17 protein-coding genes are annotated in these 19,456 nt (G+C 61.8%); 13 read left to right on the top strand and 4 right to left on the bottom strand.

Annotation, left to right across the window (positions count from 1 at the left end):
* Positions 1-129: 129 nt before the first annotated feature.
* The 5 genes from QPR87_RS11680 to QPR87_RS11660 all read left to right on the top strand — a co-directional run bounded on the left by QPR87_RS11680 (position 130) and on the right by QPR87_RS11660 (position 3,924).
* On the top strand, positions 130-741 hold the full coding sequence (locus tag QPR87_RS11680; RefSeq protein WP_011749351.1) for an outer membrane protein: 612 nt from the start codon (positions 130-132) through the stop codon (positions 739-741).
* Between the two features lie 39 nt (positions 742-780).
* Positions 781-1,149: a hypothetical protein gene (locus QPR87_RS11675; RefSeq protein ID WP_011749352.1), complete on the top strand. Its 369-nt coding sequence runs from the start codon at positions 781-783 to the stop codon at positions 1,147-1,149.
* Between the two features lie 190 nt (positions 1,150-1,339).
* Positions 1,340-1,747: a lysozyme inhibitor LprI family protein gene (locus QPR87_RS11670; RefSeq protein ID WP_011749353.1), complete on the top strand. Its 408-nt coding sequence runs from the start codon at positions 1,340-1,342 to the stop codon at positions 1,745-1,747.
* A 25-nt stretch (positions 1,748-1,772) separates the two neighbouring features.
* Positions 1,773-2,627 carry a hypothetical protein gene (locus QPR87_RS11665; protein ID WP_024844885.1) on the top strand — a complete coding sequence of 285 codons (855 nt, stop codon included), beginning with the start codon at positions 1,773-1,775 and terminating at the stop codon, positions 2,625-2,627.
* Positions 2,628-2,868: 241 nt separating this feature from the next.
* Positions 2,869-3,924, top strand: a complete 1,056-nt coding sequence (locus tag QPR87_RS11660) for a transporter substrate-binding domain-containing protein (protein ID WP_197025569.1) — start codon at positions 2,869-2,871, stop codon at positions 3,922-3,924.
* Between the two features lie 14 nt (positions 3,925-3,938).
* Here QPR87_RS11660 and QPR87_RS11655 read toward each other — a convergent pair whose 3' ends face one another.
* The 4 genes from QPR87_RS11655 to QPR87_RS11640 all read right to left on the bottom strand — a co-directional run bounded on the left by QPR87_RS11655 (position 3,939) and on the right by QPR87_RS11640 (position 7,509).
* The gene (locus QPR87_RS11655; protein WP_024844883.1) at positions 3,939-4,541 is read right to left on the bottom strand and encodes a hypothetical protein; all 603 of its coding nucleotides are present in this window, start codon (positions 4,539-4,541) and stop codon (positions 3,939-3,941) included.
* 45 nt (positions 4,542-4,586) lie between these two features.
* Positions 4,587-5,480 carry a helix-turn-helix domain-containing protein gene (locus QPR87_RS11650; RefSeq protein ID WP_285049665.1) on the bottom strand — a complete coding sequence of 298 codons (894 nt, stop codon included), beginning with the start codon at positions 5,478-5,480 and terminating at the stop codon, positions 4,587-4,589.
* 302 nt (positions 5,481-5,782) lie between these two features.
* Positions 5,783-6,241 carry a hypothetical protein gene (locus QPR87_RS11645; RefSeq protein WP_024844882.1) on the bottom strand — a complete coding sequence of 153 codons (459 nt, stop codon included), beginning with the start codon at positions 6,239-6,241 and terminating at the stop codon, positions 5,783-5,785.
* Positions 6,242-6,354: 113 nt separating this feature from the next.
* A complete protein-coding gene (locus QPR87_RS11640) occupies positions 6,355-7,509 on the bottom strand; it encodes a tyrosine-type recombinase/integrase (RefSeq protein ID WP_011749359.1) in 1,155 nt (384 codons plus the stop codon).
* Between the two features lie 218 nt (positions 7,510-7,727).
* Between QPR87_RS11640 and QPR87_RS11635 the strand changes: the two genes are divergently transcribed.
* The 8 genes from QPR87_RS11635 (at position 7,728) to QPR87_RS11600 (ending at position 19,455) form a co-directional block, all read left to right on the top strand.
* On the top strand, positions 7,728-9,167 hold the full coding sequence (locus QPR87_RS11635) for a DUF6880 family protein (RefSeq protein WP_024844881.1): 1,440 nt from the start codon (positions 7,728-7,730) through the stop codon (positions 9,165-9,167).
* Positions 9,168-9,728: 561 nt separating this feature from the next.
* A complete protein-coding gene (locus QPR87_RS11630; RefSeq protein ID WP_024844880.1) occupies positions 9,729-11,063 on the top strand; it encodes a PAS domain-containing sensor histidine kinase in 1,335 nt (444 codons plus the stop codon).
* Entirely contained in the window at positions 11,060-12,049 is a 990-nt protein-coding gene (locus QPR87_RS11625; RefSeq protein WP_011749362.1) for an NADH-quinone oxidoreductase subunit B family protein, read from the top strand. The genes QPR87_RS11630 and QPR87_RS11625 overlap by 4 nt, the downstream gene beginning before the upstream one ends.
* Positions 12,050-12,066: 17 nt before the next feature.
* Positions 12,067-13,500, top strand: a complete 1,434-nt coding sequence (locus tag QPR87_RS11620; protein WP_024844879.1) for a nickel-dependent hydrogenase large subunit — start codon at positions 12,067-12,069, stop codon at positions 13,498-13,500.
* Between the two features lie 20 nt (positions 13,501-13,520).
* Complete coding sequence (gene hypF / locus QPR87_RS11615) at positions 13,521-15,770, top strand: carbamoyltransferase HypF (RefSeq protein WP_155984358.1); 2,250 nt, start codon at positions 13,521-13,523, stop codon at positions 15,768-15,770.
* A 202-nt stretch (positions 15,771-15,972) separates the two neighbouring features.
* A complete protein-coding gene (locus QPR87_RS11610; protein WP_011749365.1) occupies positions 15,973-17,058 on the top strand; it encodes a hydrogenase small subunit in 1,086 nt (361 codons plus the stop codon).
* Between the two features lie 3 nt (positions 17,059-17,061).
* A complete protein-coding gene (locus tag QPR87_RS11605) occupies positions 17,062-18,855 on the top strand; it encodes a nickel-dependent hydrogenase large subunit (RefSeq protein WP_011749366.1) in 1,794 nt (597 codons plus the stop codon).
* A 15-nt stretch (positions 18,856-18,870) separates the two neighbouring features.
* The gene (locus QPR87_RS11600; RefSeq protein ID WP_011749367.1) at positions 18,871-19,455 is read left to right on the top strand and encodes a HupE/UreJ family protein; all 585 of its coding nucleotides are present in this window, start codon (positions 18,871-18,873) and stop codon (positions 19,453-19,455) included.
* Position 19,456 lies beyond the last annotated feature (1 nt).

The following is a 19,456-nucleotide window of genomic DNA, read 5'->3' as shown; positions in this document are numbered from 1 at the left end:
GAACGCACATATTCGGCGGCTGTGCAGGTGCTCGAGGTTGCGGCTCGATGCTGTGGGATAATATGCCCGGACAAAGGCAGAGTGGGGGGCTATCGGCCTGTTTCTGTATACTAACTATTTGGAGAATAAATGATGAAACGACTTGGTGTCATGTCGATTGCAGCGCTGGCCATTGGCGGCGCGGCAAATGCTGGTTCGTATACGGCTCCGGTCATTGAAGCGCCCGTGATCGCGCCCGCGGCGCCTGCGCTGAGCCACAGCAACACCTGGACCGGTTTCTATGCCGGTATGCAGATGAGCTATTCGGATTTCTCGGTAAATCGCGACGGCGTCGATGACGCGACCGGCGGCGTCTACGGGATCCATGCCGGCTATAACCACCAGCTTCACAACAACATGGTCATCGGTGGAGAGATTACCTTCGATCACTCCAGCGCCGACAATGATGTCTGGCAGGTCGAACGTCTGATGACGGTTCGCGCCAAGGTGGGGTATGCCCATAATAATTGGCTGGTCTATGGCTTGGCAGGCTATGCGCATGTCCGGACCGAGGGCGCCGACCGTGCCCATGGAAAAAGCGGCGGTGCAGTTTTCGGCATCGGCGCCGATTATGCCGTATCCGACAAGTGGCTGGTCGGCGGGTCCTGGGAAGGCTATCGTTTCAGTGACTTCAAGAACGATCCCGACAACATGGAAGTTGATGGCGGGTCCGTTCGGTTCCGCGTGTCCTACCGATTCTGAAACTTTGCTCCTTGCGGAGCATCTTGGAAAGGAAACACGATGAAGCTCAAAATGCTATCCGCTATTGGCGTCGCTTGCACCCTTGCGGCATGTGCCGAGAACCCTGACAATATTCGTGCGGGCTATACTTCGGCTGCAACCTATCAGAACATGTCCTGCCAGCAACTGGCATCCGAGGCTATCACTGTCTCGAATCGCGCGCATGATGCGGCGAATGTCCAGCGCCGCCATCAAACCCGCGACGAAGTTGCTATGGCGGCGGGGCTGGTGGTGTTCTGGCCGGCACTTCTGTTCGTTCACGGGAATGACCAGACCACATCGGAGGTTGCACAACTGCGTGGTCAGATGCAGGCGATCGAGCAGGTTTCGGCCGCCAAGAATTGCGGAATGGTCTTCCAGCGGACATAACGCCTGGCCGGTCAAGGCAGGCACGACAAGCCGCTTGGAGAAGGCCCCCAAAGAACCCGCAGGCTCGCTTGCGCAGAGGCGAGCCTCTAACGTTATCGCGATTAATCTGGTTTTATAGGTTATCACTTGGGTTAATATTTCTCTTGCCGGAGATGCGAGGAATGCTGTCACTAAGAATATGGAGACGTCTATGAAACATATCGTCCTGGCAGCGATATTCTGCACGTTATCCCTGTCTGCCGCGCAGGCGGATCAGTGCATGGATAAGGCGGTGGACCAGGCTTCAATGAACCGCTGCGCGGCGCAAGCCTATGAGAAATCCGACGCGGATTTGAACAAGTATTTCCATGAAATCAGACAGCGACTGGCTGATGACGTGGACGCGCGGCATCTTCTGCGCGATTCACAGCGCGCCTGGATCACGTTTCGCGATGCGGAATGCGCCTTCGCCGCTTCGGCAACAGCCGGTGGCAGCGCCTATCCCATGGCGCACGATCTGTGCCTGGCCGACCTGACGCAGAAGCGCGCATATGAACTGCGACAGTATCTGGAATGCGAAGAGGGCGATATGACCTGTCCCGTTCCGTTCGCCGATTAACAGCTTGGGAGTGTATACAGTGAGAATGACGGCCTGTTTCACAAGCATCGTGATAGTCCTTGCCGCAACCGCCGCACCTGCCCTGGCTGAGGGGGTTGATCCCTGCGCGAGTATCGACACCAATCTGACCGATAAGCGCGCCAGAGAATATGCCCACCTGATCGTCGACGCCTTTTCCAAGGATCTGAAGCCATCCGAGCGTTTCAAACCCTCAGATGTCGAGGTTGAATCGTTCCTGGGAAGCGGTCACTGGAGCGCTGTGAACGCATCCATTCCCACTGCTGATATGGGAATGTTCTTTTTCCAAGAGGTTGGTGGCAAGAAGCAGTTCAAGGATGTGTGGGGCGGCATTGCCGAAGCTTCCGAAGTCCCACAAGTCATAAAATGGGCCGAAGATCTGGGGGCGCCACATAATCTTGCGACCTGCTTCGCCGACCAGGTCAGCTTCGACGATAGTGCAGATTCTCCATTCGGTTTCACGGTCGATCTGATCTTCTCGACCAAGGCAGAGGAACGTCTCACCGCGCTGCATGAGGAGGTTGTCGTATCAGCCTCCTACTATGGCGATCCTTCTGAAAAAGGTAAGGAATTCTCTGATGATGTCGGGCGATTTGACCTTGGCACGGAGACCGTGCAGGTGCCGGCTTCGCCGGGAATCGCTAAGATCAGCGGCAATCAGGTTGGCGAAAGTGACCTCGAATGGATAGAGGGCCGACCTAATGTCAATGTCAATGTTTTCACTGCTCGCATCAGCGGCGACGACAATCTCATAAGTTGCGATTTCATTGACGGCCCACTTGACGATGTCATTCAGTCCATGCCCGTCGCGCTGCACTGCACGCTGATCGAAGAGGAGGTCGATGCCGAGCTGAAGCCATGACATGCGCGCTTTGGGAAATCCCCCGGTTTCTCTGGCCACGACTTCTCATCGCAACCAATCGCACGCGTATCAGAATGGAACTGCCACCAACAGATCACCACCAAATCTGAGTTATGGTTGTCGGCGGCTGCTTGCAGGTCCTTCGATACCCGGAACTGCTCACAGCGACCCCGGCGACCACGATGGATCTCATGACCTCGAGGAGGATAGCCGGTTGACGCGTATATTGATGCCTGTCGTCATGTCACTGCTTCTGGCATTACTTGCGGCGCGCAGCGACGCGCAGGATGCGCCGCCGGAAGAATTGGTGGTCGGAGTCTATGTCAGCCCACCTTTCGTCGAGGAACACGACGATGGCAACTATTCCGGCATGGCAATCGATCTCTGGGAAACTGTTGCCGACCGGATGGATCTGGCTTTTCGCTATGCCACTTATCCAACCTTCGGCTCACTGGTCCGTGCCACGGCCAGTGGCGAGGTGGATGCGGCCGTTACCAATCTGACCATTACCCGTGAACGTGCCGAGCTCATCGCATTCACCCAGCCGTGGTATGATGCCGGGTTAAGGATCATGGTGCCCAGTCAGGGGGGGGGCGGGTTTCGAGGCATGCTGAACGGGCTTCAGAATGCCGGCCACCTCCGCGCCTACATATTTCTACTGTCAATGATCCTGATCGCTACTGTTGGCCTGTCACTTTTTGATCGGCGATTTGATCCGGATCATCCCAGACGATGGCGTGAATCCATCGCGGAAAGTTTCTATCAGGTGATGTTGATTATCACCTCGGGACGAACTGCGCGCAAGAACCTGTTCGGCTGGGTCGGGCGCATCTGGCAGGCTCTCTGGCTTATCGTCGGCGTCGCGGTCATCGCCTATATTACTTCTTCGGTGACGAGCGTCATGACCACCGTGTCACTGACCCAAGGCATCTCCGCGCTGTCGGACCTGCCCGGCAACACGGTTGGTGTCCTTTCCGGCAGCGTTGCTGAGCAATATATGCGTGATATGGGTATCGCCACGCGTTCATACGTCAATATCGATGCTTCGGTTGTCGCACTGCGCGAGGGGCGACTGGACGCGGTGGTGGGAGACGCGCCCATCCTTGAACATTATGTCCTTACACATCAGAAGGATAACCTGGCGGTTGTCGGCAACTTGTTTCATCCGGACAAATACGGCTTTGCCTTCCCGCATGAAAGCAACCTGACGACACCGACTACACTGGAGCTTCTGGACCTTCAGGAAGACGGTACGTTAGGGAACCTGAGGTTGGAGTACTTCGGCAGCAGAAATTGACCTTCACCTGACGATCAGCCAATCGTCTCGAACAGGCTAACAATCCAAATTGCCTCGTATATGATGGCAAATACGGCGAAAATGGCATGATAGCGGTCTGATCTCCATGCCAGTGCAGCTAAGGTGCCGGCGATCAGGATTGCTTGCCTGATTGGATAATACCAACCGTATCGGTGGTAATAATAATCGCCGCCTTTGATCAAGGTGTCGACAACGTCAACTGTCAGTAACATCAGCAACAGGATATAAAAACTACGCCGACGCTTCTTGAAATAGTCCTCAAAGCCAAGATACTCATCCATCTTATCTGGAAAGATGACGGCCGACATCGCGACGAACAAGAAGGCATAAAATATCAGGAAGATATATATGTTGAATGACCAGTCCTGGCGATGAGCGAGCGCGAATTCGAACCACCAGAAGTGGATGATGAACAAGACAAGAAACAAGGCCCATGTGAAGTGTGGAAGGTATATCCTCTCTCGGCCAGGGTGTTGTATGAAACGTGTCATCCCCGTGATTAAACGACTAACACTGAGCCCTAACACCATACCAAGAATAATGCGGACATGAGTGAAGACCTCAGGACCATTGATCGTGCCATGAATGTCGTTCATGCTATTTCACAATTATGAAGTTATGATCTCATATGCAGGGCGTCGTTATCGCTTCCGCCTCAACTCTCCCGGTGTTGTGCCGAAAAATTTCTTCATGACAACCATCATGTGAGACTGGCTAGAGAAGCCATGCGCGTTCGCTATCTGCGAGATGTGCGAATCTGTATTGGCAATAGATGACATTGCACGCTCGGCCCTCAGTTTCATAACGTATTGATGCGGGGACACACCCATCTCCACGCCGAAACTACGCGAAAAATGCCCGCAAGACATACCGGATATGTCGGAAAGTTCACTGATCGTTATCCTGCGATGGATGTTTTCGTGTATATGCTCGACAACCCTGCGCCGAATATGTGATGCCAGTCCGCCTCGCTTCGGGTTGTGATCCACTCGGTTGTCGGCATTGGTCATTCGTCTGATGAGGTGGGAAAGCAATGCCATGCTGAGGGACTCCAGGTAAAGATGATTATCCCCGTCATTGATGATTCCATTCCTTAGCAACATGGCTATTTTGTGTGCAATTGGATCCACATCTCCAACCTTGAACAATGGGGGATCTGATAATTCAAGATCGTATTCCCTGATGCTCAGGTTGTTCAATTTCTCAGGCGTGACAGAAAGAAGTATGTTCTCTTTCGGCTCCGACCATTCTGCTGTGTAGTTTTCTCCGGCTGGCACCAATTCCACCGTGCCCGGAGATGCGGAATATTCCTGACGGCGAGATGAGCTCAGCATGGTTTTCCTCCGTGCCTGCGGCGTCAGGAGGACGAGGATGAAATTCGAGCTGGCGGCAAACTCTACCTTGCCTTCCCTTGTTTGTGTTAGCATTAGGTCAACGTATGGGCTATAATATTTCCGACCCCATTGCGGGGGAAAAATATCAATCGCTCGGGGAGGCAAGCAATCTGATGAGTTTTGCCGGCTCTCAATCTTCATTTTCCATCCAGACAGTTCGGATGCGTCCCGGGCATCCCGGTGGTGGTTCCATTTGGGTAGCTACATTCGCACTTGGCGATCCGTTCGTATGATGCGTGGCCGTCCGTGCAGTGCACGACGTTGCGAGCCATGATGGGCCGCAGGGCAGCGAAAATCGCCGCGTGGCCTTCGCCCGCTCTCGCGCCTCGCCCTTCCCGGCCTGTCGAAGCTCTTGCGGTGTCAGTCGGGCGAGCAGACGGCCCAGCTTGGTTGGATCGAACCCAGGTCATGCCAAATCTCCGAAAGCTTGAAATTCTCGCATCCTACCCCACGGCGCCGAGAATGGCAAAAAGCAAGCCAATTGCTGACACCTTTTCCTGGCAGGTGGCATGCTGCTTCCAGGATAGGTCCAGCATGAGCGTGGTGCGCCAGGCGAAGAGCGTCAGATCGCAGCCGTCCTCGATAGTGACCCGGTCGAACTGGGTTTCGCCTTTGGCGAAACGGTCCTCGTGCAGGCGGATCGCGAACTTGATAATGCCATTATTCAGGAACTTTACGCACTCGGTCCCGACGAACTCGCGATCCGTGACCAGAAGCTGGAGCGTCGAGACCGGGAAATGCGCGAGACAGCGCGATCCGGGTCGCGGTCGTGCTGTTGCCCGGACCGTCGAGCTCGGTCCTGAACAAGGGAGCCCGGAAACGCCGGGAGACGACCACGAGCACGAGACAGTGCACGTCGCGCGCGGATCTTTCAGTTCGTCCAGACGAGCGCGAGCGTCCATGCTCCCGCCGGCCCGGTCAGTCGCGCGACGATGGGAATCACCCCTCCGGATCAATCCCGCCGCCCTCGGTCAGGACTGTGTCGCATAGCGTGATCCTTCGAGCCCGAGCTCAACTATCCCAAGGATTGTCGCAAGTTCTGCGCCACCGCATCGGCGGCCATCTTCACCGGCTCGGCGGCGAGATGGGCGTAGCGGGCGGTGGTCTGGGCCTGCGTGTGGCCGAGCAGCTTGCCGATCATCGGCAGGCCCTGACCGGCGGCGACGGCCGTCGAGGCGAAGGTGTGGCGCAGGTCGTGGATGCGGACGTCCTTGACCCCGGCGCGGGCGCGGACGCGCTGCCAGAAGGGCTGCAGGTCGCTCAGCCGCTTGCCGGGCAGGGTGCCGGGGATCACCCATGGGTTGCCCTTGATGCGCGGGGCGTCCCGCAGCAGCTCCACCACCGGCTGGCCGAGATGAACGATCTTGGCGCCGGTCTTGCTGTCGGGCAGGCGCAGGGCGCGGCCCTCCAGATCGACATGGTCCCATTGCAGGGTCATGATCTCGTTCAACCGGCAGCCGGTCAGGATCAGCAGCCGCGCGGCGAGGATGGCCGAGGTCAGCTCGATGCCCTCCGTTTCCATCTCGCGCAGCACCTCGCCGATGCGACGCAGCTCCGCCGCGCTGAGGAAGCGCTCGCGTTTTTCCTCCGGATACTTGCGGATGTGCTTGCGCGGGTTGGTGCCGTCCGGACGCAGGCCCCACATCTCGGCGTAACCGAACATCTTCGAGACCACCTCGAGGCAGCGGTTCGCCTGATAGGGGATGTGGCGCAGGTCGTGGTGGAACTTCGCCACATCCGCCCGGGTGATCCCCGTGACCGTCAGCTGTCCAAGTGCAGGCAGGATGAAGCGGCGCAGGTTGCGGCGATATTCACCGGCGGTGCTGGCCTTCACGCGGATGGCGATGTGTTCGCGGTCGAACCGCTCGGCCAGTTCGCGCACGGTGATCGTCTTGCGCCCTGCATCGCGCTCGGCGGCGGGGTCCTCGCCATTGCGCGCTGCGGCGACGATGGAGATGGCGCGGTTACGCGCCTGCTCGCAGGTCAGCACCGTCGCCGGCCCGAGGCTGATCCGCCGCGACCGGCGGCCCGCGCGGTATTGCACGACGTAGCCTTTTCTCCCGCTTGGCAGCACCCGAAGTCCGAAGCCGGGGATGTCGTTGTCCCAGACGAAGTATTCGGCGGCTTGGGCTTCTGCGGCGTCGACGATGCGCTTTGTCAGTTTGGGCATGGGAGATCGGCTTCCGGGTTCTTTGGCTTCCACAGTGCGCAATGCGGAAGGCTAGTCAACGAACACATTGATATTGCGTGTAAAAAGGAAAATCCACGTAATGCCACGCAGGGGCTGAATTGCAGTCGTGGGCGGAAAGGATGGTCCGCACGAATCAGAACGCAGGTTCCGGTCTTTCGACAGCGCTGCTAAGGTCCGCGAAAAGAAACGGAATCCCGATGGCATCGAAATCCACCCTCAATGCAAAGAACCTGGAGACGCTCGGCGCTGAGCGTCTGGCGCAGCTGCTGATCGAGATCAGCACCGGCGATGCCGCAGCCAAGCGCCAGCTGCGGCTGGCTCTCGCCGGGGCGGAAGGGCCGAGGGAAGCGGCGCGGGAGATCACCAAGCGGCTGACCAGCATCGCGAAGGCCCGGACCTTCGTGAACTGGCAGAACCGCAAGCCGCTGGTGAAGGATCTTCAGACCCAGCGTAGCGCCATCATGGAACAGATCGCCCCGCATGATCCGGGTGAGGCGCTGGCGCTTCTGTGGCGGTTCATGGGACTGGCCACGCCGGTGTTCGAACGCTGCGACGACAGCAGCGGCACCGTCATCGACATCTTCCATCAGGCCTGCGCCGATCTGGGCGAGGTGGCGAAGGCGGCGGGTGCGGCGCCGGAGGCGCTGGCGCGGCAGGTTCTCGACGCGCTGCAGGACAACGGCTTTGGTCAGTATGATGGTTTGATTGCCATGATTGCCCCGGCGCTGGGCCCCGAGGGCGTCGCGCATCTGAAGACACTGGTCGAGGAACTCGGCCGCACGCCGGTGCCGGTGCCGCCAAAGAGCGAATGGCAGGCTGTCGGCTGGGGCAGCGGCGGCACGCGCTACGCCCACGAGATGGAGGAACGCGCGCGGCAGAGTACGGTCGAGATGGCGCTGAAGGACATCGCCGACGTGCAGGGCGACGTCGATGGCTTCATCGCCCAGTACGACCCGAAGACCCGCAAGGTGCCAAAGATCGCGGCCGAGATCGCGCAGCGCTTGCTGGCGGCGGGCAGGGCAGGGGACGCGCTTGGTTTCATCGAGCGGGCTGAGGTGGACAAGGCGCGCTGGATCCCGCCCGAGTGGCAGGACGCCCGACTTGCCGTGCTGGAGGCGCTCGACCGGAAAGACGAGGCGCAGGCATTCCGCTGGGCGTGTTTCGAGCGCGACCTGTCGGGCGAGCATCTGCGGGCCTATCTGAAGCGTCTGCCGGATTTCGACGACATCGAGGCCGAGGAACGCGCGATGGCGCATGCTGCTGGCCATCCCGACCTGCTGGCTGCACTGGCCTTCTTTCTGAATTGGCCATCGCTTGGCCACGCCGCGCGAATGCTGATCGACCGGCAGGACGAGGTCGACGGCGATCACTACGAATTCCTCGCCCCGGCGGCAGAGACATTGGCCGAGAAGCATCCGCTCGCCGCGACGGTGGCGCTTCGGGCGATGATCGATTTCACGCTGATCCAAGGGAGGCAGAAGCGTTATGGCTATGCCGCCCAGCATTTGGCAACCTGTGCCGACCTGGCCGGACGGATCGAGGACTTCGGACTGGTCGAGCCGCACCCTGCCTATGCCGCGCGCCTGAAGACCGAGCATGGCAAGAAGACCGGCTTCTGGTCGCGGATGGACGGATGATGGACGTGCTACCGGAAAATCATTCCGCCACCCAATGGAAGCATGGTGGAAGCACGAGGGGAAAAACCGCTGCGCAATCCTGACAATCCGCGCGCAGTTTGGGCTTGTGGCCCTATCTCGCAACTGGCAGGATATGCGAAAGAAAACGCGATTCGTCGCGCCTGATCGTGTTTGGTTTGACACGACTCATAACCTGAAGGTCACAGGTTCAAATCCTGTCCCCGCAACCAGAAATCCTGATAGATATCAGTGCATTAGGCCTCCTTCGGGAGGCCTTTCGCATTTGAGCCCAAAACGCTCCGGGAGCATATCGGAAGCAGTCGCGCGGAAACCACGTCGCAAGATCGGCGGGGTCACATTGACGTGATGGAAGTCGTCGACGGGTAATTGATGACCCCACTTCATTGAATTGATGGGTTCCTGACGCTTGATGCGTCCGCGAGAAGGCCAGCGAGCGCAGATAAGTCGTAGTCCGTCGCCCGGGTGCAGCATAGGCTTGGGATACTACCAGGCTTGACATGCAGGATGGAAAGATGCGCAAGGAGGGGAAGAGGATTGCAGATGCCACGGGCAATGGACGCAAAGGACGACAGGGCGGGTGCTGCGCTGACGGATGCGGCCTGGTCCGATGTGCTGATTGCGGTGGATCGCACCTATGCCGAGCTGATCGAACATCAGGAGCGGCTTGAGGCCCAGAACCGCGAGCTTGAGGCGCTGCGTCAGTTCCTGTCCTCGGTCATCACCTCGGTTTCCGATGTGCTGATCGTGCTGGATCGCGACGGGCGGGTGGATGAGGTCAATGCCTCGACCTGTGTCTGCACCGGGCTGCCTGTCGCGGCCCTGGTCGGCCGGAGCGTGGCGGATCTGGTGCGCGAAGAGGATCGCGCGGGTCTTTCGGCCCTGATTGCGGAGATTGCGCGCAAGCGGGCGCCGGGGCGGATGGAGCTTTCGCTTGTGAGTTCGCGTGAGCCGGCCCCGGTCGAGGCGGTCCTGTCGCCGCGCCTCGATGATCGCGGCCGGATCGAGGGGCTGGTGCTGACGGGGCGTCCGGTGGGGGAATTGCGCCGCGCCTATGCCCAGCTTGAACGCAGCCATGCCGAGATGAAGGCCGCTCAGGCGCAGCTGGTCCATGGCGAGAAGCTGGCCTCATTGGGGCGTTTGCTGGCCGGGGTGGCGCATGAGCTGAACAATCCGATCAGCTTTGTCTATGCCAATGCCCATGCGCTGGAACGCTATGCCGCCAAGTTTGAGACCTATTTCGAGCGGGTTCAGGCCGGGGCAGACAGGGATGAACTGGTCCGCCTGCGGGAGGAATTGCGGCTGGACCGCGAGTTGCGCAACCTGCGCGAGGCGGTGCAGGGCGCCCGCGAGGGGGCCGAAAGAGTGCGCGATATCGTCGAGGATCTGCGCCGCCTGTCCTCGGACGGGGGCGGAGAGATGGCGGCCTTCGACCTGGTCGAGATCGCCCGCACCGCCGCCTTCTGGATCATGCGCGGGGCCGGCCACAGCACCGTGCCCGAGATCCATGCCGAAGGGCCGGTGATGGTTCTGGGGCATACGGGCCATATTCAGCAGGTGGTGATGAATCTGGTGCAGAACGCGCTGGATGCGGTTTCGGAAACCGCAGCCCCGCAGATCGCCTTGCGGATCATGCGCGAGGAAGGCCGTGGCGTGCTGGACATCCACGACAACGGTCCGGGCATCGACGAGGCGACGGCCGCGATGATCTTTGACCCGTTCTTCACCACGAAACCCGTGGGGAAAGGCACCGGGCTTGGCCTGTCGATCAGCCTCAAGATCGCCGAGGATCATGGCGGCAGGCTGAGTTACAGCCCCGCCTCCGGTGGTGGCGCGCTGTTTCGGCTGGAACTGCCGCTGGCAGGAGATGGCGCATGAACATTCTGTGGCTGCAAAGCGCCGGTTGCGGTGGCTGTACCATGTCGCTGCTATGTGCCGAGGGGCCGAATGTCTTTGACCTGCTTGCCGGGGCGGGGCTGACCTTCCTGTGGCATCCGGCGCTGAGCCTTGAAAGCGGCACCGAGGTGCGCGGGATTCTGGCCGGCCTTGTTTCGGGCGAGGTGCCGCTGGATATTCTCTGCGTCGAGGGCGCGATCGCGCGCGGGCCGCGTGGCACCGGACGCTATCAGATCCTGTCGGGCACCGGGCGTCCGTTGCTGGACTGGTTGCGGGATCTGGCGCCGCTGGCGGCCCATGTGGTGGCGGTGGGCACCTGTGCGACCTATGGCGGCGTGACCACGGCAGGGGGCAACCCCTCGGATGCGGTGGGGGTGCAATATGACGGCGCCCATCCGGGCGGCGCCCTGCCGGCGACGTTCCGCGCCCGTGCCGGCCTGCCGGTCATCAATATCGCCGGCTGCCCGACCCATCCCGATTGGGTGACCGAGACGCTTTTGATGCTGGTGGCGGGCAGGCTGGGGGCCTCGGATCTGGATGCGCTTGGCCGGCCCCGGTTCTATGCCGATCATCTGGTCCATCATGCCTGCCCGAAGAACGAGTTCTACGAATACAAGGCCAGTGCGCGCGCATTGTCGGAAATGGGCTGCATGATGGAGCATCTGGGCTGTATCGGCACACAGGCGGTGGGCGATTGCAATATCCGGCCCTGGAATGGTCAGGGCAGTTGCACGCGCGGCGGATATCCCTGCATCAACTGCACCGCGCCGGAATTCGAAGAGCCGCGCCACCTGTTCACCGCCACGCCCAAGATCGCCGGCATTCCGGTTGGCCTGCCGACCGATATGCCCAAGGCCTGGTTCATGGCGCTGGCCTCGCTGTCCAAGGCCGCCACGCCCGAGCGGATCGCGAAGAATGCCGTGGCCGATCGTATCGTCACCCCGCCGACGCTGAGAAAACCCCGATGAGCGGGGCAGGGGGCGAGATGGGGCAGGGGCAGTTGATCGTCGGTCCGTTCAACCGGGTCGAGGGCGATCTGGAGATCCGGCTGGACATCGCAGAGGGGCGGGTCAGCGCGGCGCGGATCAACTCGCCGCTTTATCGCGGGTTCGAGCGTATGCTGCCCGGCAAGGATCCGCGCGACGCGCTGACCATCGTGCCGCGGATTTGCGGTATCTGCTCGATCAGCCAGTCGGCGGCGGCGGCGCGGGCTCTGGCCATGGCAGTGGGCGAGGTCCCCGAACCGCAAGGAGAGCGGATGGCTGCGCTGATCCACGCGGTCGAGAATGTCTCGGACCATCTGACGCATTTCAACCTGTTCTTCATGCCTGATTTCACCAGACCCCAATATCAGGCGCGGGGCTGGTATGATCGGGCGGTGGCCCGGTTCACGGCGATGGAGGGATCGGCCCTGAAACGCGCGGTCGAGGCGCGGGCGGGGTTGATGCATGTCCTTGGGCTGATGGCCGGGAAATGGCCGCATACCCTGGCGATCCAGCCCGGTGGTGTCACGCGCGCCCCGTCCGAACGCGACCGGCTGCGTATTCTGGCCAGCCTGACGGCCTTTCGCCGCTATCTGGAAGATACGGTCTTCGGGGCAGCGGTCGAGGATTTCGCGGCCCTTTCCTCGGTCCCGGCGCTGATGGGATGGCAAGGGGGCGATGCCGGCCTGTTCCTGCGCATCGCCGCCGATCTGAATCTGGCGGATCTGGGGTGCGGCTCGGGGCGCTATCTGTCCTTTGGCGCCTATCCGCTGGAGGGTGGCCACGGCTTTGCCCCCGGCATCTGGGATAGCGGGGCGCAGCCTCTCGACATCGCGGCGATCAGCGAGGATTTGTCGCATAGCTGGATGCTGGGGCCTGCGGCTCATCCGGCCCAGGGCGTGACCGATCCCGACGAGGATATGCGCGACACCGCCTATAGCTGGTGCAAGGCCCCCAGACTGGCCGGGCGCACCATGGAAACCGGCGCGCTGGCCCGGCAGGTGATCGACGGCCATCCGCTGGCGCTGGATCTGGTCCGCGATGGCGGCGGCGGGGTGCTGGCGCGGGTGGCGGGGCGTTTGCTGGAACTGGCGCGCAGTCAGGTTCTGATGGAGGATCTGGCGCGCGGGATCGTGCCCGAGGCCCGCTTCATGGCCGGCCCCCTGAAAATCAGCGACGGGATCGGCGAAGGGCTGGTCGAGGCCGCGCGCGGCGCGCTTGGCCATTGGCTGAGGATCGAAGGCGGGCGGATCGCCTCGTATCAGATCGTCGCTCCGACCACCTGGAACTTCAGCCCGCGCGACGCCGGCGGCGTGCCCGGCCCGGTCGAGGCGGCGCTTGAGGGGCTTGTGGTGCAGCCGGGCGAGACGACCCCGCTCAGCGTGCAGCATGTGGTGCGCAGCTTTGATCCGTGCATGGTGTGCACCGTGCATTGAGGAAGGAGTGCCCGCCGGACATGACTTTGCCGACCATGGAACAGGGCTTCGCCATCCGGGTGCGCGGGCAGGTGCAGGGGGTCGGCTTCCGGCCCTTTGTCTGGCGGCTGGCGCGGGCGGCAGGGTTGCGCGGCGAAGTTCTGAACGATGCCGAAGGGGTCCTGATCCGTCTGGTCGCGCAGGATTGCGGCGACTTCATCGCGGCCTTGCGCGCGGATAGGCCGCCTCTGGCCAGAATCGACGTGATCGAGGCCGTGCCACAGGTTTTTGCCGCGATGCCCGAGGGGTTTTCCATCGTGGCCAGCACGGGCACAGGCGCCGAAACGCGGGTCACGCCCGATGCCGCGACCTGCCCGGAATGCCGGGCTGAGGTCTTTGCGCCCGGTAGGCGGCAGGGCTATGCCTTTACCAACTGCACCCATTGCGGGCCGCGCTATACGATCCTGCGCGAACTGCCCTATGACCGGGCGCGAACCACGATGGCGGGCTTTGATCTTTGCCCCGATTGTGCCGCCGAATATGCCGATCCCGCCGACCGTCGCTTTCACGCGCAACCCATCGCCTGCCCGGCCTGCGGCCCAAACCTGTGGTATGAGGCCGGGGGAAAAGAGGTCGCGGGCGATCCGGTCGCATTGGCGGTGGCGGCGCTGAAGGCGGGGCAGGTCGTCGCGGTCAAGGGGCTGGGCGGCTTTCACCTTGCCTGCGATGCGGCCGATGCCAGGGCCGTGGCGCTGTTGCGGGCGCGCAAAAGGCGGCCGTCGAAGCCCTTTGCCCTGATGGGGACCGAGGCGATGATCTGCGCCCATGCGACGCCGTCCGAGGCTTGCTGGCGATTGTTGCGCGACCCGGCGGCGCCGGTGGTGCTGGTGCCCGCCCGGGGCACATTGCCCGAGGATGTGGCGCCGGGGATGCGCGCGCTTGGCGTCATGCTGCCCTATACGCCTCTGCATCACCTGCTGATTGCCGCTTTCGGGGGGATGCTGGTGATGACCTCGGGCAATCTTTCGGGCGCCCCGCAGGTCACCGGCAATGACGAGGCGCGCAAGGCGCTGGCGCGCTTTGCCGATGGTTTCCTGATGCACAACCGCGAGATTGCGCGGCGGCTGGATGACGGGGTCGAGCGCGCCGATCCGCCAATGGTGATCCGCCGCGCCCGTGGGCGGGTGCCGGGCACGCTGCCCCTGCCGCCGGGGTTTGACGGAGCGCCTCGGGTGCTGGCCTTTGGTGGTCAGATGAAGGCGGCGATCTGCCTGACCAAGAACGGTCAGGCGATGGTGTCGCAGCATCTGGGCGATCTGGACGATGCCGAGACCGCGCTGGAATACGACCGCACCCTGCGCGATCTGGCGGCCCTGTTCGACCATGCCCCCGAACTGGCCGCCTGTGACCCGCATCCGGGCTATCGCGCCACGATAGCGGCCGAAGGCGCGGGCCTGCCGCTGATCCGGGTCTGGCACCATCATGCGCATCTGGCCTCGTGTCTTGGCGATAATCTCTGGCCACTGGACGGCGGCAGGGTGGCGGGGATCGTGATGGACGGGCTTGGCCTTGGACCGGAAGGCGCGATCTGGGGCGGCGAGGTGTTGCTGGGCGATTATACCGGGTTCGAGCGCGTCGCGCATCTGGCCCCCGCCCCCTTGCCGGGCGGCGACAGCGCCAGTCGAGAGCCCTGGCGCAATGCGCTGGCGCGTCTGGATCAGGCGGGGCTTTCAGCCGTGGCGGATCGGCTTTTCCCGGCCGCGCCCCGCGCTCTTCTGCGGCAGGCGGCCCGTGCGGGGGTGAATGCGCCACAATCATCCTCGGCCGGGCGGCTGTTCGATGCCTTTGCGGCGCTTGCGGGCTTTGCCGGGGCGCAGAGTTACGAGGGCGAGGCCGCGATGCGGCTGGAGGCCATGGCGTGCCCTGCTTCGCCCTATCCGTTTGACTGCCGGGATGGGGGGGTGATTGACCCCGCGCCGATGTTTCGCGCCGCCGCCACCGATCTGGCGGCAGGGCGCGATCCGGGCGAAATGGCGGGGGCCTTTCATGCCGGGCTGGCGCGTGCCTTCTGCGCGCCGGCCCGCGCGCTGGTCCAGAGCGGCAGAGCGCAGGCGGTGGCCCTGTCGGGCGGTGTGCTTCAGAATGCTTTCTTTTTGCGCGAATGTCTGGCGGCGCTGGATGGTCTGCCGGTCTTGCTGCATCGCCAGATACCGGCCAATGACGGAGGGCTTGCTTTCGGTCAGGCTCTGGTTGCTGCGGCGCAGCATATGGCTGCGGCGAAAAGCTTGTAACCGTCAGGCGCGTCCTCTGGCTGGATGCTGGCCATCCGGCCAATGTTGAAAATATCTCATGGCATTGAAAATGTTTAAGAAAATGTAATTCTCCATCTGCGACATTCTGTCATTGCCCTGGGCCCTCCTGCCTTGGCATGCCTTGAAAGACCACGCGAAGGTCCGCGCAGCCGGGCCGCCAGGCTGAGAGGAGGAGGACGTCTTGTCGCAAATCGAGACTTTCTACGATGTTATGCGCCGGCAGGGGATCACCCGCCGCAGTTTCATGAAATACTGCTCGCTGACAGCAGCGGCGCTTGGCCTTGGCCCGGCTTTCGTGCCCAAAATCGCCCATGCGATGGAAACCAAGCCCCGCACGCCGGTGATCTGGGTGCATGGTCTGGAATGCACCTGCTGCTCGGAAAGCTTCATCCGCTCGGCCCATCCGCTGGCCAAGGATGTCGTGCTGTCGATGATCAGCCTTGACTATGACGATACGCTGATGGCCGCTGCCGGCCATGCCGCCGAGGCGGCCTTCAAGGACACCATCCAGAAATACAAGGGCCAGTATATCCTTGCCGTCGAGGGAAACCCGCCGTTGAACGAAGACGGGATGTATTGCATCACCGGCGGCAAGCCATTTGTCGAAAAGCTGCGCCATGCGGCCAGGGACGCCAAGGCGATCATTTCATGGGGGGCTTGCGCGTCCTATGGCTGCGTCCAGGCGGCCGCGCCGAACCCGACGCGGGCGACGCCGGTCCACAAGGTCATCCTCGACAAGCCGATCATCAAGGTGCCGGGCTGCCCGCCCATCGCCGAGGTGATGACCGGCGTCATCACCTATATGCTGACCTTCGACCGCATGCCCGAGCTTGATCGTCAGGGCCGGCCGAAGATGTTCTACAGCCAGCGCATCCACGACAAATGCTATCGCCGCCCGCATTTCGACGCCGGCCAGTTTGTCGAGCATTGGGACGACGAAAACGCCAAGAAGGGCTATTGCCTTTACAAGATGGGCTGCAAGGGCCCGACCACCTATAACGCCTGCTCGACCGTGCGCTGGAACGAGGGCGTTTCGTTTCCGATCCAGTCGGGCCATGGCTGCATCGGCTGTTCCGAAGACGGGTTCTGGGATCAGGGTTCGTTCTATGACCGGCTGACCAATATCAAGGCCTTCGGGGTCGAGGCCAATGCCGACAAGCTGGGCGGCATCGCGGCGGGTGCAGTCGGTGGGGCCGTCGCGGTCCATGCCGCGATTTCGGCGCTGAAACGGGCGCAGAAGAAGACCCAGGACAAGGTGGAGGCCTAGGCCATGACGATCAACACGCCGAATGGCTATACCCTCGACAATTCCGGGCGCCGCATCGTGGTGGACCCGGTCACCCGGATCGAAGGGCATATGCGCTGCGAGGTCAACGTGGATGATCAGGGTGTCATCCGCAACGCGGTCTCGACCGGGACGATGTGGCGCGGGCTGGAGGTCATCCTGAAAGGGCGCGACCCGCGCGACGCCTGGGCCTTTGTCGAGCGGATCTGCGGCGTCTGCACTGGCACGCATGCGCTGACCTCGGTGCGCGCGGTCGAGGATGCGCTTGGGATCATGATCCCCGACAATGCCAACTCGATCCGCAACATGATGCAGCTGGCGCTGGAGATCCACGATCATATCGTGCATTTCTATCACCTGCATGCGCTGGACTGGGTGAATCCGGTCAATGCCCTGCGCGCCGACCCCAAGGCGACCAGCGAATTGCAGCAGATGGTCTCGCCCTCGCATCCGATGTCATCGCCGGGCTATTTCCGCGATGTGCAGAACCGGCTGAAGAAATTCGTCGAATCCGGGCAACTGGGGCTGTTCAAGAACGGCTATTGGGACAATCCGGCCTATCTTCTGCCGCCCGAAGCCGATCTGATGGCGACGACTCACTATCTGGAGGCGCTTGATCTGCAAAAGGAAATCGTCAAGGTCCATACGATCTTTGGCGGCAAGAACCCGCATCCGAACTGGCTGGTGGGCGGGGTGCCATGCCCGATCAATATCGACGGCACCGGATCTGTCGGCGCGATCAATATGGAGCGGCTGAACCTCGTCTCCTCGATCATTGATCTGTGCGACGAGTTCAACAAGAACGTCTATATTCCCGATGTGATCGCCATCGGCGGCTTTTACAAAAGCTGGCTTTACGGGGGCGGGCTGTCGTCGCAGGCGGTCATGGCCTATGGCGACATTCCCGAGAACCCGAATGACTTTTCGCCCGAGCAACTGCATTTGCCGCGCGGCGCGATCATCAACGGCAATCTCAACGAGGTGCATGACGTCGATCCGCGCGACCCCGAGCAGGTGCAGGAATTCGTCGACCATTCCTGGTATTCGTATGGCGATCCGGGCCGCGGCCTGCATCCCTGGGATGGTGAAACCAATCCGAAATTCGAGCTGGGGCCGAACCACAAGGGCACGAAAACTCGCATCGAACAGCTGGATGAATCCGCGAAATATTCCTGGATCAAGGCGCCGCGCTGGCGAGGTCACGCGATGGAGGTCGGCCCGCTTGCGCGCTATATCATCGGCTACGCCAAGGGGCATGAGGACATCAAAAATCAGGTCGATGGCCTGTTGAGAACCATGGATTTGCCCTTCGAGGCGCTGTTCTCGACTCTGGGCCGCACGGCGGCGCGGGCGCTGGAATCGGAATATTGCGGGCGCCTGCAACGGCATTTCTTCGACAAGATGGTGCGGAACATCAAGAATGGCGATCAAAGCACCGCCAATGTCGAGAAATGGGATCCTTCGACCTGGCCGAAAGAGGCCAAGGGCGTCGGCATGACCGAGGCACCGCGCGGCGCGCTTGGCCATTGGATCCGCATCAAGGACGGCCGGATCGAGAATTACCAATGCGTGGTGCCGACCACCTGGAATGGCTCGCCCCGCGACAGCCAGGGCAATATCGGTGCCTTCGAGGCCAGCCTGATGAACACGCCCATGGAGCGCCCGGATGAGCCGGTCGAAATCCTGCGCACGCTGCACAGTTTCGACCCCTGCCTGGCCTGCTCTACCCATGTCATGTCACCGGATGGTGACGAGCTTGCCGCCGTCAAAATTCGCTGAGAAAGGGACGATCCAATGAAAAAACTGATGCTGGCCGCGCTGGCCGCACTCATGGGCTCACCCGTTCTGGCCCATACCGGGGTGGGAGAGACCTCGGGCTTCACGGCCGGACTCTCGCATCCGATCTTTGGGCCGGACCACCTGCTGGCGATGCTGGCTGTGGGGCTTTGGTCGGGCTTCGTGCTGCCGCATCGCTTCTGGCTGGGGGCGGCGACCTTCATGGGCGCGATGGCCGTGGGGGCGTTGATTTCGTGGGCCGGTATTCCGATTCCGATGGTGGAAAGCTGGATCGTGCTGTCGGTCGTGGCCTTCGGTCTTCTGACGGCGTTCTCGCGCCGCGGGCAATCTGACCAGATCACCTTCGCCTCGCTGGCAGCGATCGCCCTTTTCGCCATATGCCACGGTCATGCCCACGCGACCGAGGCCCACGGCAATGCCGCAGCTTATATGATCGGCTTCCTGATCTCGACGGCGGCGCTGCATATCGTCGGCATTTTCATCGCCCGCACGATCTCGAACGCCACGGCGGCCAGAATGGTGCAGGCGGCAACCGGCACCGGGATCGCTGTGGCGGGCCTTGCCCTGATGGCCGCCGGGTGAT

Source organism: Paracoccus sp. SSJ, from assembly GCF_030234105.1.
GTDB classification, from domain to species: domain Bacteria; phylum Pseudomonadota; class Alphaproteobacteria; order Rhodobacterales; family Rhodobacteraceae; genus Paracoccus; species Paracoccus denitrificans.
Note: the sequence above shows the minus strand (reverse complement) of the source record. Positions and strands in the feature narration are given on the sequence as shown.

Bases quoted from the DNA above. Each gene is read 5' to 3' on its own strand.
- QPR87_RS11680 (WP_011749351.1), top strand. From the start codon at position 130: ATGATGAAACGACTTGGTGTCATGTCGATTGCAGCGCTGGCCATTGGC.
- QPR87_RS11675 (WP_011749352.1), top strand. From the start codon at position 781: ATGAAGCTCAAAATGCTATCCGCTATTGGCGTCGCTTGCACCCTTGCG.
- QPR87_RS11670 (WP_011749353.1), top strand. From the start codon at position 1,340: ATGAAACATATCGTCCTGGCAGCGATATTCTGCACGTTATCCCTGTCT.
- QPR87_RS11665 (WP_024844885.1), top strand. From the start codon at position 1,773: ATGACGGCCTGTTTCACAAGCATCGTGATAGTCCTTGCCGCAACCGCC.
- QPR87_RS11660 (WP_197025569.1), top strand. From the start codon at position 2,869: ATGTCACTGCTTCTGGCATTACTTGCGGCGCGCAGCGACGCGCAGGAT.
- QPR87_RS11655 (WP_024844883.1), bottom strand. From the start codon at position 4,541: ATGAACGACATTCATGGCACGATCAATGGTCCTGAGGTCTTCACTCAT.
- QPR87_RS11650 (WP_285049665.1), bottom strand. From the start codon at position 5,480: ATGAAGATTGAGAGCCGGCAAAACTCATCAGATTGCTTGCCTCCCCGA.
- QPR87_RS11645 (WP_024844882.1), bottom strand. From the start codon at position 6,241: ATGGACGCTCGCGCTCGTCTGGACGAACTGAAAGATCCGCGCGCGACG.
- QPR87_RS11640 (WP_011749359.1), bottom strand. From the start codon at position 7,509: ATGCCCAAACTGACAAAGCGCATCGTCGACGCCGCAGAAGCCCAAGCC.
- QPR87_RS11635 (WP_024844881.1), top strand. From the start codon at position 7,728: ATGGCATCGAAATCCACCCTCAATGCAAAGAACCTGGAGACGCTCGGC.
- QPR87_RS11630 (WP_024844880.1), top strand. From the start codon at position 9,729: ATGCCACGGGCAATGGACGCAAAGGACGACAGGGCGGGTGCTGCGCTG.
- QPR87_RS11625 (WP_011749362.1), top strand. From the start codon at position 11,060: ATGAACATTCTGTGGCTGCAAAGCGCCGGTTGCGGTGGCTGTACCATG.
- QPR87_RS11620 (WP_024844879.1), top strand. From the start codon at position 12,067: ATGGGGCAGGGGCAGTTGATCGTCGGTCCGTTCAACCGGGTCGAGGGC.
- hypF (WP_155984358.1), top strand. From the start codon at position 13,521: ATGACTTTGCCGACCATGGAACAGGGCTTCGCCATCCGGGTGCGCGGG.
- QPR87_RS11605 (WP_011749366.1), top strand. From the start codon at position 17,062: ATGACGATCAACACGCCGAATGGCTATACCCTCGACAATTCCGGGCGC.
- QPR87_RS11600 (WP_011749367.1), top strand. From the start codon at position 18,871: ATGAAAAAACTGATGCTGGCCGCGCTGGCCGCACTCATGGGCTCACCC.